Raw genomic sequence first — 14,478 nt, 5'->3', positions numbered from 1 at the left:
ATTTAGCATATCACTTTTTTGGAAAGTATGATTATATTTTAGATGTATTTTATCGATATTTCTTTTTTTTGTTTTGCTTGGCATCTGTCTTTTTTTGTACGGGTTTCTTGTGATGGTGTTCTTTGGACTTGGGTTCGTTGGGATGGTTATAATCGGATTGCGGAATTTCCATTTGAATCTCTTTTTCAATTTCACCCAGCAAACGTTGGTCTCGAGGTGCGACAAAGGTGATCGCGCAACCCTCTTCGCCCATGCGGCCTGTTCGTCCGATTCGATGGATATAGGATTCAGGCGTTTCAGGAATATCGTAATTATAGATATGAGAAACTCCGGAGATATCCAAGCCTCTTGCTGCAACATCGGTAGCGATTAAGTATTGATAACGGGCTTCTCTAAAACCCTTCATTACGCGTTGTCTTGCAGCCTGAGTCATGCTGCCATGGAGCTTGTTGCATGAGTATCGGTGCAAGGACATGGCTGCTTCAAGATTGTCGGCTCGCCGCTTGGTTCGACAGAAGATAATCCCTAAAAATGGATTGGTTCGATCAAGTTCTTGGAAGAGTGCCGCTTGTTTCCATCGGTCAGATGCATTCACTACTTTTTGTTCAATTGATTCAAGGGTGATGGTTTCCTTTTTTGCCGCAATCTCAAGTGGATCTTTCATGAACTTGTAGGCGATTTTTTTCACCTTGGAGTCCAGCGTTGCTGAGAAACAAAGCAATTGCTTGTCTTTATTCGTGCGTTTTAGAATCATCTCAATTTCATTTTGGAATCCTATAAAAAGCATTTGGTCCGCTTCGTCAAGCACCAGTGTTTTCAAATGAGTTAAGTCAATGGTTTGGCGAGCGAGGTGATCCAACAATCGGCCGGGGGTTGCAATGACAAAGCTAACAGAGCGCTTCAATCGCTTTAATTGCTTTTGAATGTCTTGGCCACCATAGATGGCAAGGATTTGAATCTCTGTATCGTTTGCCAATTTTTTTGCCTCTTCAGTAATTTGAATGGCTAATTCTCGAGTTGGAGCAAGGATCAAACCCTGAATTTCATTCGAAGTTGGATCGAATTTTTGAAACATGGGAAGCAAAAAGGCCAGGGTTTTCCCCGTACCGGTTTGCGCCTCTGCCATCAAGTCTTTGCCGGCAAGAATTTCGGCAATGGTGAGGGATTGTATGGGGGTTGGTTCTTGGATATGTTGTTCATCCAGCTTTTGCAAGATGGTTTCGTTCAGGCCAAAGGACCGAAAAGTATTCATATATTTTCCCTTTCTTCATTAATTTAATCGTTTATAAATCACATAAGTATATCATAGAATGGCAAGATTCGAAAGTTTTGGGGGAGACTTTGAGAGGGCATACTCGTATGGTAAAATAAGGACTATGAATTCATCTATATGATAGCGTAAGAGAAAGAGAATATGCATATACAAGGGAAGGGGATGAAAGCCATGAAGGAAAACGTAGAAGCTTATTTAAAAGAACTGGCTTCGAAGGAAGCTTTATCGGGCTTTGTTTTGATTAAGCAAAGGGATCAGGATTTGTATGAGGGTGCATTTGGTTATGCCAATCGGACTTGGAAAATCGTGCCCAACCGCCAGACGAAATTTCGCATTGCTTCGCTCTCGAAAATCTTTACAGCGGTAGTGATTGGCCAATTGATCGATGAGGGGAAATTGGCCTTAAGTGACTCTGTTGTAGAGATTCTTAATTTAACGGAAACAGCGATTGCCAAGGGTGTATCAATTGAACAATTATTGACTCATACCTCTGGGATTGGGGATTATTTTGATGAGATGAATGCCAGTGATGAAGATTGGTTTGCCCTGTGGAAGGAAAAACCTATCTATCAGATGAGGGAACTGGAAGACTATTTTGACATGTTCAAGAATTAACCTCCAAACTTTTCTCCTGGAGAGAAATTTCAATATTGCGGTGCTGGATATATTTTATTGGGTATGGTGATTGAGAAAGTGACAGGGAATGATTATCGACAGGCTATTCAAGAACGTATTTTCAATGCGCTTCATTTGGAGAATACAGGATTTTTTGACAATGAGGATGTAATTGTTGGCGTAGCTGATGGATATGAACCTGAAGAAGATGACAAGGGGCAGATTCTTGCTTGGAAGAAAAATATCTATACCATGACGCCGATTCCTTCAGCTGATGGGGGGGCTACTTCAACTGTGGACGATCTGATTCGTTTTAATCGCGGGCTTCGAAATGGTGAGCTGATGAGCGAGATGATGACAGAGTTGTTTATGAGGCCACAGGTGGTTGATCAGAAGTCAGATGGCTTTCGAGGTTATCATTGGATGTATGGCTTTGCCAATTGGTTTCTGTTAAAAGATGGCTTGCTTGTTCGGATGGGACATACGGGAGAAGAATTTGGAGTTAGTGCTCGAACGTATTTCTATCCAGAGAAAGAAATTGAAGTTGTTTTGTTGGGCAATCAGGGATTTTGCATGGGTGCTGTCGGATGGAAGATCCATGAGATTCTTACAGGTACAGAAAAATAAATTGTGGAAATAAGAGTCAAAAGGGGGTAAATATGAATTACCGAAAAAAGGAGGTAATTAATATGTTTATTCCCTATTTGAGTTTTGCGGGCAATTGCGAGGAAGCATTAAATCTGTACAAAGACCTTTTCAAAGGCGAAATTGCATATCTGCAGCGATTTAAGGATGCGCCGGATTTGGGGACAAGCCCTGGATATGAAGAGAAAATTATGCATGCCCAGTTGCAAATTGGTGATGCGATACTTTATTTGTCGGATACTTTTGAAGGTGGAACGGTAGCTGAAGGGAGCCGAGTAGCCTTGAATATCAATTTTGACTCTGCAGAGGAGCAAAAACGAGTTTATGATGTATTAAAGGAAGGCGGCGTCGTTGAAATGGAGCTGGCCGAGACTTTCTGGAATTCAATTTATGCTTCGGTCGTCGACAGATTCGGCATTCCATGGAGTTTGGATTATGCAAAAGCGCAAGACTAAGGAGGAGGCAGATGTCAGGGTTATTCAGTGGAATCAAGATAAAAAGTTTGACAAGTAAGAATCGAATCGTCATGCCACCTATGTGCATGTATAGCGCGGATCATGATGGTCAAGTAAACGATTGGCATCTTGTCCATTATTCAACCCGGGCAATTGGGGGTGTAGGTCTAATTATTCTCGAAGCGACGGCTGTTGAGCCACGGGGAAGGATTTCCACCAAGGATTTGGGGATTTGGTCGGATGAACAGGTTGCGGGGTTAAAACAGCTGGTGGACTTGATACACATCAATGGCAGCCAAGTGATTTTGCAATTGGCTCATGCGGGGAGAAAAAGTAAGGTAGAAGATGAGCCAATACTTGCACCTGCTGCTATTGCTTTTAGCGATGACTATCAAACTCCAACCGCAATGACCCAAGAACAGATCAACGAAGTGGTTGAGGCGTTTCAATATGGCGCAAAGAGGGCGTTGGAAGCGGGATTTGACGGCATTGAAATACATGCGGCACATGGCTATTTGATCAATCAGTTCTTGTCGCCGCTGACGAATCAACGAACTGATTCCTATGGAGGAAACTTGGAAAACCGAACCAAGTTCTTGCGGCAGGTCTTGGCTGCGGTGGGTGAAGTTTGGGACAAGAATAAGCCTGTCTCTCTGCGGGTATCTGCAGAAGAATATCGGTTAGAAGGAAACCACCCGAAGGACCTTGTGAATATAATTAATCGGGTTAAGGAGGGTGGTGTCGACTTGATTCATGTGAGTTCGGGCGGTGTTGTAAGTGCTACGATTCCCCTTTATCCTGGGTATCAATTGACCTTTGCCGAAACGATTAAGAAAAATACGAGATTGCCTGTGATTGCCGGGGGTCTCATTACAAAGTCAAAAATGGCGGAAGAAATAATTCGAAACGAGCGGGCAGATTTTGTTTTTGTTGGTCGCGAGTTGCTAAGAAATCCGTATTGGCCTTTGCATGCATCCCAGAAACTGGGTATTGATGTACCGTGGCCGGAACAATATGAAAGAAGTAAATAGTAAAAAATAAACAGAAGAAGATTCCCGCAAGGGGGTCTTTTTCAATTGACAAATCTAGGGAAGACGGATACCCTTTAGTGTATTAGAGTAAGAAAGTGGGGAACTTCTATTATGAAGGAACGTTGGGGAAGTTTAAGCGACGCGCAGAAAGTGTATTTTGGAATTCTGGCGTTAACGGCTCTGGCTCAGGGATTGAGCGGTGGCGTTCTGTCGAATTATTTTAAGGATGCGTATCAGGTAACGGCGTATCAACGGGGATTGATTGAATTTCCAAGGGAACTACCTGGGGTATTGGTGATCTTTTTCGTTGCCTCATTGTCCGCATTTTCTGATTTGAGAATTGCCATGGCAGCGCAATTGTTAGCCTTGATTGGGATAGGTGTTTTGGGCCTTGCAACCCCGCCCTATGCAGTGATGCTTATTTTTATCTTTATCAATTCAGCGGGTACCCATATTTTAATGCCCGTTCGAGATGCCATTGGCATGTCGTTGATTGAAGGTAAGAATTACGGAAAACGTATGGGACAATATAAGGGAACGCAGACGGCTTTTACTATGATCGCCGCGATCCTTACCTTTGCGGGATTCAGATTGGGATTTTTTAGTTTTACAACAAAGGTAAAATGGATTTTCTTGGTTTCGGCTATTATTTTCTTTTTGGGTTTTCTCCTTTATTTTGTCTTGGAACGACATTTGGACGAGCCGATTAAGAGTAATAAAAAGATTAATTTTGTTTTTCGAAAAGAGTACAAATATTATTACATTCTTGTCGTCATGTGGGGTGTTCAGAAACAGATTATGCTTGTGTATGGTCCATGGGTGCTGATTGATTTGCTACAGAAGAAGGCTGATACCTTGGCTGTGCTGGCTATTCTAGGCGCACTGATCGGAATTTTCTTTCTTCCTGCCCTTGGACGATGGATTGATCGATTTGGCATTAAAAAGTTATTGTATGCCGATGCATTTTCTTTTATCGGTGTCTATGTTGTTTATGGTTTTTTAAGTGCTGGATTTGCCAGTGGTCGATTTACCGCCTTTGGAATTCCGGTCATGATTGCCTATGTTATCTTTATTTTAGACAAGATGTCCAATCAAATGGGGATGATTCGAACCATTTATCTGAGGTCAATTGTAGTGGACACGGCCGACATCGTGCCTACCCTTTCTTTGGGATTGAGCATGGACCATGTCGTATCAATTACCTGCGCGATTGCAGGAGGAATCGTCTGGGATCTATGGGGGCCGCAGTATATTTTTTTCCTGGCCGCTTCTCTTTCACTGGTTAATGTGTTCGTCGCATCGAAGGTTGAAATCGATGACGTGGGGACAGATGAAAAATCTGCATAAAATGAAATGGAGGACAGGCGCTTAAGCGTCTGTCTTTTTGGTATAATAAGAGCATGACAATTTAAGTGACAAAGAGCTATGACAAAGGAGAGGACAATAAAATGGACAATCAAATGATCGATGAAATTATAAAGAAGTGGAATACAAGTCGAGATGGATTAAGTAAAGACGAAGTAAAAAAACGATTGGAGAGGGATGGCCGCAATGAATTGAAGGCGGTAAAACCGCCAACATTAGGGCAGAGGGTGTTTGAACAATTAAGGGAACCCATGACTATAATCCTATTGGTTGCAATGATCGTGTCTACAATTTTACAGGAATATAGCGATGTTGTAATTATTGCCTGTGTCATCTTGATTAATTTAACCGTGGGATTGGTTCAGCAAGGAAAAGCGGAACGTGCTCTGTCGGCACTACAGAAAATGTCCAGTCCAACCGCCTTGGTTCGTAGAGATGGCCTTGTGGAAGAAATTGCATCTGCCGAATTGGTTGTTGGAGATTGGGTTGAATTGGAAGCCGGACGAATTATCCCTGCGGATCTTCGATTAGTGGAAACTGCTGATTTATCGGTGGAAGAATCGGCCTTAACGGGTGAATCAGTTGCGGTGCAGAAAGATGCAATGGCAGAAATTTCGGAAGAGGCAGCTCTGGGTGATCGAATTAATATGGGATTCATGTCTACTATCGTGACTTATGGACGCGGTGCGGGCGTCGTTGCCGGAACAGGAAAAAGAACTGAGATTGGCAAGATCTCAACCATGCTTGAATCTAAAGAAGAGGAATTAACTCCCCTCCAGAAACGTCTGGCTGATTTAGGTAAGATTTTGGGGATTGGTACGATCATTGTTTGTTTGCTGCTGTTTGGAATCGCATATCTACAAAAACGAGATATGGTAGAAATGCTGATGACGGCGATTTCCTTGGCAGTGGCTGCAGTACCAGAAGGATTGCCAGCGGTTGTTACAATTGTTCTGGCAATAGGCGTACAAAAAATGGTCAAGGAAAACTCGATTGTTCGACGTTTGCCGGCAGTTGAAACCCTAGGTGCTGTTAGTGTTGTCTGTACGGATAAAACGGGAACGCTTACACAAAATGTGATGTCTATTCGAACGATCTATCAGAATCAAGAACTAATCCCCATGAGTGAAGCGAAAATGGATACCAATGAAGATTTGATACGCGGAATGGTTTTGTGTTGCGATGCCAGTGTGGAGGGGGATCATCGAATTGGAGATCCAACTGAATTGGCTTTGGTTGATATGGGATTGTTGGTGGATGTTGAAAAGGCGGAATTGGAAAAGGAATATCCGAGGGTGAATGAGCGACCCTTTGATTCTGATCGAAAATTAATGACGACCGTGCATCAAACAGGGTCTGCTTTTATCGCCTATACGAAAGGGGCTGTCGATGTTTTGCTAGAACGCTGCACATCGATTGAAAACAGCGGAGAACAAAGACTTATCTCGGAAGAAGATAAAGTGTTAGTTTTAGATGCTGCAAGTCAAATGTCGAAGCAAGCCTTACGGGTATTGGCCTTGGCCAAGCGGAATGAAAATAATGTGGAGGAAGAGTCTTTGATCTTTGTGGGTCTCGTCGGCATGATGGACCCACCTCGGCAAGAGGCAAAACCAGCAGTAGAACGCTTGCGAAAAGCGGGCGTTGCTACGGTTATGATTACTGGTGATCATCGAGATACAGCTCTTGCAATCGCCAGAGAATTGGGAATTGCGGACCGAGAAGAACAATGCATGACGGGACAAGAGCTTGAGGGGATGGAGGCAGAAGAACTGCAAATCCGCGTGGAATCCGTTCGCGTTTTTGCTCGTGTTTCTCCAGAACACAAGGTACGTATTGTGGAAGCCTTCCGGGCTTCGGGTAAGATTGTATCTATGACGGGAGACGGTGTAAACGATGCGCCTTCATTGAAAACTGCAGATATCGGTGTTGCCATGGGTATTACTGGAACCGATGTAGCGAAAAATGCTTCGGATATGATCTTGACAGATGATAACTTCACCACCATTGAAAAAGCTGTGGAAGAAGGTCGTGGCATATACCATAATATTCGAAAGACCGTGTTATTCTTGCTGTCTTCGAATCTGGGCGAAGTTGTGGCCATGTTTACCGCCATTGTCTTGGGGCTTCCGGCACCATTATTGGCCGTGCATATTCTTTGGGTAAATCTGGTGACCGATACCTTGCCCGCCTTGGCTTTGGGAACCGATGGGAAACCACGGGGATTGATGAAGAAACCACCAAGGGATCCAAAAGCGAGCTTATTCGCAGATGGAGGTGGATTTAATATTGCCCTTTACGGGTGTTTGATTGCCCTGGGGACCTTGAGTGCCTTTTATCTGGTAGCAAAAGGAGCTTCCCCATCATTGAAGGTTTTTGAGATTCAAAAAATGACGGATATTTTGTCTAATGAAGCTTATTTAATGAAGGCGCAAACCCTTGCTTTTTCTATTCTGGCTCTGTCGCAGTTGATGCATGCTATGAATATGCGGGATCATGAGGTTTCTGTGTTTGGGTCAAAGTTGTACCAGAATCGTTTGATGGTACTTGCGATTTTTATTGGAATTGGTGCTCAAGTTTTGGTTACGGAAGTACCATTCTTTATGGAGGCTTTTCACACCAGTCCTTTAAGCCTTCAGGAATGGGGAATTGTTGTTGCCGTTTCGTTGTTGCCGGTGGCTGTGCACGAGATACAAGTCATTGGAAAGAAATTGTTTCGGCGAGCGTAGATGAAGGGAGATTGCTATGAATCGACTAATACTCATTGAAGGAATTCCTGGTTCAGGAAAAACGACCATGGCCACAAAGGTGAAGACTTATTTGGAAAGTTGCGGTTATCCCGTTCAATTATTTTTGGAGGGTGACTTGCATCCTGTTGATCTTGCATGGATGTCGGTGATCCCTCTACAGAAGTTTGAGGAAATTCGAAAGCTTCCACTTTTTCAGGGGTGCCTGGATGGTAACTATTCCTTGGAAGATGATCATGCAGTAATCGCCTATACCATGTTGGACCTTTCGCACGAGGGCGAGGAGTGGATGACGTATTTTGAGCAACATGAAGTCTATGATCAACGGATCCCATTCGAAGAATTTCAAGCCTTACATTTTGCAAGATGGAAGCGATTTGGACAGGAGGCAGACCCAGATACGATCACAATTTTTGAATGTGCGTATTTACAGAATCATATTAGCGAACTATTGCGGGCGCATGATCGAAGTGAACCAGAAATTATTGCATATATGCAAGCTTTGATTCAAACCGTAAAGGGATTGAATCCCATGTTGATCTATTTGACTCAACCAAGTGTAAGAAAAACGATTCAGCGTGTTGCCGACCAACGGCGTTCTCCAGAACCGGAAAAGTGGAAAGATTGGATTGATCAAGTCGCGGAGTATGTAGAGGACTCTCCATATGGAAAAGATACAAATGCAAAAGGAGTTGACGGGGTCTTTCAGTTTATTCAGGAGAGAAAAGACCTTGAGTTCAAGGTGATGGATCAATTGGATATTGAGATTGCTGTGATTGAAAATTTCGACAATCAGTGGAAGGAAGTCGAAGATCTTGTTATGGCTTGTCTAGGCGTTTAAACTCGGAAATATGTACAAAATTATACAACAATTGGATAATTTAGGGTGTATAATTGTGCTAGAGTAAAAGAATGAGGAGACAGGTATGGATCAAAAGAATGTGTTTATTATTTTAGCGACTTGGATGATTGGATTTGGAATTTTAATTGGTTTGTTGTTCCCATTTTTTGCATGGGCGCTTGGTGTTTCAGTCACAATTGCAATGTCACCGGTCTTTTTTATGTCCTGTGTTGCAGCGGGGATTCTTGTTGGCCTGGTGAATATTTTCTTGGCGAGGCTCACAGTAGGTGAAAAGCTGAAGCTTTTTACGATGAAGATGAATCATGCGAAAGAAAATGTTTTAGCGATTTCACGAGGGGGTGAAATTGGTGATTGTACCATTGAAACTTGCCAGATTCCAGTAGAATCCGACGATCTTTTTGGTACTTGTGGTTTAGCGTTTAATGAGTTGATCGAAGCCTTTGCAGCTGTGCTGAAGACGCAGGATGCAATTCGCAGTTATACGGAAATCCTTTCAAGTCAATTGGAATTGGACGTTTTGGCAGATAACGCGCTTGAAGTTTTAATGAAACACGGGGATGCGAGTGCAGGTGCTATATTATTGGTAGATGGGGATCAGTGTCAGACGATTGCCAGTCATGGAATTGAGGATACTGAATCATTTCAGAGTAATCATTTCTTGCATCAAGTTGTAAAGAATAAACGTTATGAGATGATCACTTATCCAAAGGATTTGAATGTAAGAAGTGTTTTGATGGAATATCAACCCCGACAAGTGTTGCTTGTACCCATTGTTTACAAGGATAAGGTAATGGGCATTATTATCTTGGCAACGGCAGAAACCTTTTCATCGGAATTAATGAAGCAGATTGATATTTTTTCCCATAGTTTGGCTTTGTCTTTGAACAATGCACTTGAACATGAAGAATTGCAACGCATTGCTGAACGAGATTCGCTAACGAATTTCTATAATCGACGAGCAGGTTTGCAGATATATAGGAATGAATATCAACGGGCAAGGCAAATGGATATGCCATTCAGTGCCTTAATGATTGACGTTGATCATTTTAAACGTGTGAACGATACGTATGGGCATTTGGTTGGAGATGGTGTTCTCAGACAAATGACTGAAATTGCAAGGGAAGAGTTACGTAAGTCTGATATTATGATTCGGTATGGTGGAGAAGAATTTTTCTTGGCATTGCCAAATACAGAGGCTATAGCCGCTGAACAAATCGCAGAGCGTCTACGCATACGAATCGCAGAACATGTAATGATGGTAAATGGCGCATCCATTCAAGTATCTGTAAGTATTGGTTGTGGCAATCTGCAAGCCCTTAACGTGGAATCGGAGTCAGAATTTATCCAGAAGGTTGATGATGCACTCTATCGAGCAAAAGAGTCTGGTCGAAATCGTGTTGTCATCGCATAATGGGTGAGGTATTGAACTGAATCAAGACCGAATAACTATCTATTATTTACTTCTAGATTTGGGTCTAGGGACCTTGGACTGGGGATTTGGTCGCTGATTTGTTAGAAGCATTCGAAAGAGTGCTTCTTTTTTTTATGATATCTGATAGAATGGAAATGATTTTGTCGAAAGGAGCAGCCTGTGAAGAAAGTATTATTAATTAATAGTTCCTACCGGAAAAAGACAACATTTTCGGTGCTTAAGCGAATAGAAACAGAGCTGATTAGTCACGGAATTGAAACCGAGTGGCTACATCTTTCTGAATATGAACTTCAGCCCTGTCGGGGGTGCGAGGTTTGTATCATGAGAGGAACTTGTGTGATTCAGGATTCTTTTTTTGAGGTTGAGCAAAAATTAAAGGGAGCTGATGGAATTATTTTGTCTTCTCCGGTCTATTTACGACAGGTTTCTGGCGTTTTGAAAACCATGATTGATCGCACATGCTCGCATTATCATCGTCCGATTTTGGTAGGAAAACCGATTTTTTCCACCGTAACTACAAATGCATCGGGCGCTAAGGAAACGCTAAAGTATTTAAAGGATATTACGATTCAATGGGGCGCAATTCCTGCAGGGCGTTTAGCGGTGAAGCTCGCTGGAGTTGAACAGGCTGTTTTGGAAAAAAAGATTGATCGTTTTTGTATGTTGTTGGAATCTCCAAAGGAGTTGGATCGCCCCAACTGGAAGCGGGTTATGGATTTCCAGGTACAGAAGGTGTTGGCTTTGCAAGTTTTATTGCAAGATCGACCTTATTGGGAACATGAAGGCTGGGATCAGCGTGATTATTTCTATGAAAACCAATTGTCGTGGATAAAGAAAAAAGTTGGCCATATTTTTTACCAATTTTTGGCGGGTAAAATGAAAAAGAAGTAAGACTTGATGATAAGAGTGGGGGAGTATTCAATGAAGGCGAATTTAACTTGCATAAATTGTATGTTGGGAAAAGCGGAACAGAATTATTTGAATTATGATCAAAGTGAAGACGGTTTGTTGCACTTTATGAAAGAGGTGTATGGGGAGATTTCCGTGGCTCATGAGTCGGATACAGCACCCTTACTTTATTCAAAGATTAACGCGATTTTAGAGAATAAGTTTGATATTGGAGATCCTTTTTATAGGCAAAAACGGCATTATAATCAATTTCTAATGTTGAAGGAAATGGAAATTGTAAAACGGATTCAAGAGTCTGATGATCAACTGATGAGCGCCTTGCAATTTGCTATGATTGGCAATTTGATCGATTTTGGCGCTATGGATACAGTCGACGAAGAAAAGCTAGAGAGCTTGATTGAACGAGCGGGTGATCAAAATCTTGATGCACAGACCGTGAAAGATTTTCGTCAAGAACTTGAACTGGGTCATAAGTTGGTTTATTTGACAGACAATGCGGGAGAGATTGTTTTTGATAAGATTTTGATTCAAACCATTCAGCAATTGTACCCCGAGGTTAACATTCAGGTGATTGTTCGCGGTGATGTTGCTTTAAATGATGCCTTGATGGAGGATGCTGAGGAAGTCGGTTTGACCAAGATCGTGCCAGTAATGGGAAATGGGACTAAAATTCCCGGGACGCAATTGGGTGTTATCAGCCAAGAAGCGCAAGAGGCGATTGATTCGGCGGATTTTATTCTGTCCAAGGGACAAGGCAATTTTGAATCTTTGTCTGAAACGGGTCGGAATATTTATTTTCTATTTTTGTGTAAGTGCCAGCTCTTTATTGATCGATTTCAAACGAAACAATTCCAAGGCATTTTTATTAAAGAGTAGTTGTTGTTTTCTAAAATTTGGGTATTATAAATACGAACAATACTTCAAATTAAGGGAGATAATAATGAAAGAAATTGTAAAAAAATTGATGGATGAAACAAATTTGGATGAAAAACTTGCAGAGAAAGTAGTTGAGGTACTCAAATCATATTTGGGAGATAAACTCCCTGAGCCGATTCAAAGTCAAGTCGAAAAAGTTCTGGGTGGCGAAGGTGGTTTGGATTTGGGCAGCGCAGCAGACAAATTAAAGGATCTATTTTAAGACGGGGGATTTTCCCTCGTTTTTTTATGGACTGATTCTTGTACCAAGAATGTGAATTCAAAGGCGTATTTTGTAAAACTTTGCCAGACATATGGCGAATACAGATATTCTTTGATACACTTTTCTGTAGAAAGAGGAGTTAGGGCAAGCGATCTTGTATTTTAATCAAACACTATGTGAGTCTAAATAGGAAAAAGCATGCCCTGGGCATGCTTTTTATGATTTATAGGTTTGGTTTTTACCATTTGTCTTAGCCGATTTCATGGCAGTTTCAACTCGTTCCATCGATTCGGTCCAATCCTGCTTCATGGAGTATGGTGTAAGCCCGATGCTGACGGTTATACAGATCATTTCACTGCGAAATTGATAAGGAAATCGAATTTGAGACAGAAATGCTTCAGTAATCGAGTCATGATCTTCTACTGAATCAGGAAGGACAACAAGGAACTCATCGTTGTGGATTCGGATGGCTTCTCCTCTAATTGAGAAAGAAACGAGCACTTGGTTTATACGTTTTGGAATTTCTGACAGAATGTAGTCGCCAGTGTCGCGTCCATATTTTTGATTGACTGCTTCAAATTCATCGATATCGATGTCCAATAAAATACCAGAGTGGGATCGAAGAGCATTCATGATTTGTTTTTGATTCATTCGTCTTTTCATTTCGAGATCTCCTTTTGAGTATGATGCCATGATTGTCACGGGACCATAGGGTGCTGTTAACACGCCTGTCTTGCGATATTGTCTTGGGCTTAGACCTGTTAGTCGTTTGAAGGCACGTGAATAGCTCTCATAGCTTTCATATTGATATTGAAGGGCAATGGTTAGGATACTTTTATTCGAGTCAACAAGGTCCTTGCAGGATGCCGAGAGACGTCTCCTTTGGATATAGTCTTTAACACTTGTACCGATTAAATTTCGAAATAAGGGATAAAATGCGGCCGACGAAAGATAGGTCATTTCGATTAGTTTTCTTCGATCTAGGGGTTCTTGCAGATTAGTCTCAATTGTTTTCAATATTTTTTGTATTTGAAGTACGGTTTTACGGTTCATTAAGGATCCTCCCTGCTGTTTGTATCTTTAGTATACAGGAAGCTAAAATGGAAAATATGATGAATTTTCTAATTCTATCTTGTGAGGCAAAGTCGTGTTTTCCATTATATCCATCATATTTTGCTGCTTGCTCTTACTTGCTTGTTTGGGATTGTCAAGAAAGTTTTGCGACGGAACTTACCGCTTTACTCGTTGTTCTGATTCTGTAAGACAAGTATAATGAAATTAGAACTATATTATCTTGGTATAGAAGTGGAGGGTGTTGGATGCAGAAAATTGGATTTTCTTCTTGGAGTGGGGGGAAGGATGGTTGCTTGGCTCTTTTTCGGGCCGAAAAAATGGGCATTAAAATTCCATATTTGTTTACGATGATTGAAGAAGGTGGGGAACGGTCCAGAAGTCATGGATTGAGGCTGGAATTGCTCCGGGCGCAGGCCGATGCGCTGGGTAAAACCTGGGAGTTTCGAAAGGCAACATGGGGCGATTATGAGACCGAGTTTCTTGGATATTTGCATGAAAAACAGGCTCAAGGTATTCGGGTTGGCATTTTTGGTGATATCGATCTCGACGCGCATCGAGGATGGGTGGAACGGGTGTGCCAAATGGAAAATCTGCAAGCAAGGCTTCCTTTGTGGCAGGAAGCAAGACGTGACTTAATCCGAGAGTTTATTCGTGAGGGATTTATTGCCCGCATTGTTACAATTGATACCAGAAAGGTGCCGGAGCGATATTTAGGAAAAATATTCACAGAAGAATTAATTGAAGAGTTTGAAGCCATGGGGGTGGATGCTTGTGGAGAAAATGGTGAATTCCATACGGTGGTTTTGGATGGACCGAATTTCTTGCATCCCATTGAAGTGGAGGTTGGAGAAGCCATCGCCATCGCTTCTTATCGACAACTTGATCTGAAAATAAAAGCACGCAATGAATCACTTGAGTAAATGATTCATTGCGTG

12 protein-coding genes and 1 pseudogene are annotated in these 14,478 nt (G+C 42.0%); 11 read left to right on the top strand and 2 right to left on the bottom strand.

Annotated elements, in window-relative coordinates; genetic code table 11:
- Window positions 1-49: 49 nt before the first annotated feature.
- Window positions 50-1,252: a DEAD/DEAH box helicase gene (locus AC25CA_RS10295; protein ID WP_486813733.1), complete on the bottom strand. Its 1,203-nt coding sequence runs from the start codon at window positions 1,250-1,252 to the stop codon at window positions 50-52.
- 162 nt (window positions 1,253-1,414) lie between these two features.
- Between AC25CA_RS10295 and AC25CA_RS10290 the strand changes: the two are divergent.
- The 10 genes and pseudogenes from AC25CA_RS10290 to AC25CA_RS10245 all read left to right on the top strand — a co-directional run bounded on the left by AC25CA_RS10290 (window position 1,415) and on the right by AC25CA_RS10245 (window position 12,469).
- Window positions 1,415-2,515 (top strand): annotated as a pseudogene (locus AC25CA_RS10290) (serine hydrolase domain-containing protein).
- Between the two features lie 32 nt (window positions 2,516-2,547).
- Window positions 2,548-2,988 (top strand): VOC family protein, encoded by a 441-nt coding sequence (locus AC25CA_RS10285; protein WP_486813732.1) that lies wholly within the window; start codon window positions 2,548-2,550, stop codon window positions 2,986-2,988.
- An 11-nt stretch (window positions 2,989-2,999) separates the two neighbouring features.
- Window positions 3,000-4,019, top strand: coding sequence for an NADPH dehydrogenase NamA (gene namA, locus AC25CA_RS10280; RefSeq protein WP_486813731.1), 1,020 nt, complete (start codon window positions 3,000-3,002; stop codon window positions 4,017-4,019).
- Between the two features lie 111 nt (window positions 4,020-4,130).
- Window positions 4,131-5,366, top strand: a complete 1,236-nt coding sequence (locus AC25CA_RS10275; protein WP_486813730.1) for an MFS transporter — start codon at window positions 4,131-4,133, stop codon at window positions 5,364-5,366.
- Between the two features lie 101 nt (window positions 5,367-5,467).
- A complete protein-coding gene (locus AC25CA_RS10270; RefSeq protein WP_486813729.1) occupies window positions 5,468-8,110 on the top strand; it encodes a cation-translocating P-type ATPase in 2,643 nt (880 codons plus the stop codon).
- Between the two features lie 16 nt (window positions 8,111-8,126).
- Window positions 8,127-8,969 carry a P-loop NTPase family protein gene (locus tag AC25CA_RS10265; protein ID WP_486813728.1) on the top strand — a complete coding sequence of 281 codons (843 nt, stop codon included), beginning with the start codon at window positions 8,127-8,129 and terminating at the stop codon, window positions 8,967-8,969.
- 85 nt (window positions 8,970-9,054) lie between these two features.
- Window positions 9,055-10,401: a sensor domain-containing diguanylate cyclase gene (locus AC25CA_RS10260; protein WP_486813727.1), complete on the top strand. Its 1,347-nt coding sequence runs from the start codon at window positions 9,055-9,057 to the stop codon at window positions 10,399-10,401.
- Window positions 10,402-10,581: 180 nt separating this feature from the next.
- Complete coding sequence (locus AC25CA_RS10255) at window positions 10,582-11,313, top strand: flavodoxin family protein (protein ID WP_486813726.1); 732 nt, start codon at window positions 10,582-10,584, stop codon at window positions 11,311-11,313.
- Between the two features lie 30 nt (window positions 11,314-11,343).
- Window positions 11,344-12,207, top strand: a complete 864-nt coding sequence (locus tag AC25CA_RS10250) for a damage-control phosphatase ARMT1 family protein (RefSeq protein ID WP_486813725.1) — start codon at window positions 11,344-11,346, stop codon at window positions 12,205-12,207.
- A 64-nt stretch (window positions 12,208-12,271) separates the two neighbouring features.
- Window positions 12,272-12,469 carry a hypothetical protein gene (locus AC25CA_RS10245; protein ID WP_486813724.1) on the top strand — a complete coding sequence of 66 codons (198 nt, stop codon included), beginning with the start codon at window positions 12,272-12,274 and terminating at the stop codon, window positions 12,467-12,469.
- A gap of 216 nt (window positions 12,470-12,685) precedes the next feature.
- Here the strand turns inward: AC25CA_RS10245 and AC25CA_RS10240 are convergent, their stop codons facing one another.
- Window positions 12,686-13,522 (bottom strand): diguanylate cyclase domain-containing protein, encoded by an 837-nt coding sequence (locus AC25CA_RS10240; protein ID WP_486813723.1) that lies wholly within the window; start codon window positions 13,520-13,522, stop codon window positions 12,686-12,688.
- Between the two features lie 266 nt (window positions 13,523-13,788).
- On the opposite strand from AC25CA_RS10240, the gene AC25CA_RS10235 reads away from it, so the two are divergent.
- Window positions 13,789-14,463 carry a Dph6-related ATP pyrophosphatase gene (locus tag AC25CA_RS10235; RefSeq protein ID WP_486813722.1) on the top strand — a complete coding sequence of 225 codons (675 nt, stop codon included), beginning with the start codon at window positions 13,789-13,791 and terminating at the stop codon, window positions 14,461-14,463.
- Window positions 14,464-14,478: the final 15 nt, after the last annotated feature.

This window comes from Gottschalkiaceae bacterium SANA, assembly GCA_036323355.1.
In the GTDB taxonomy this organism is placed as follows: Bacteria; Bacillota; Clostridia; order Tissierellales; family GPF-1; genus GPF-1.
Note: the sequence above shows the minus strand (reverse complement) of the source record. Positions and strands in the feature narration are given on the sequence as shown.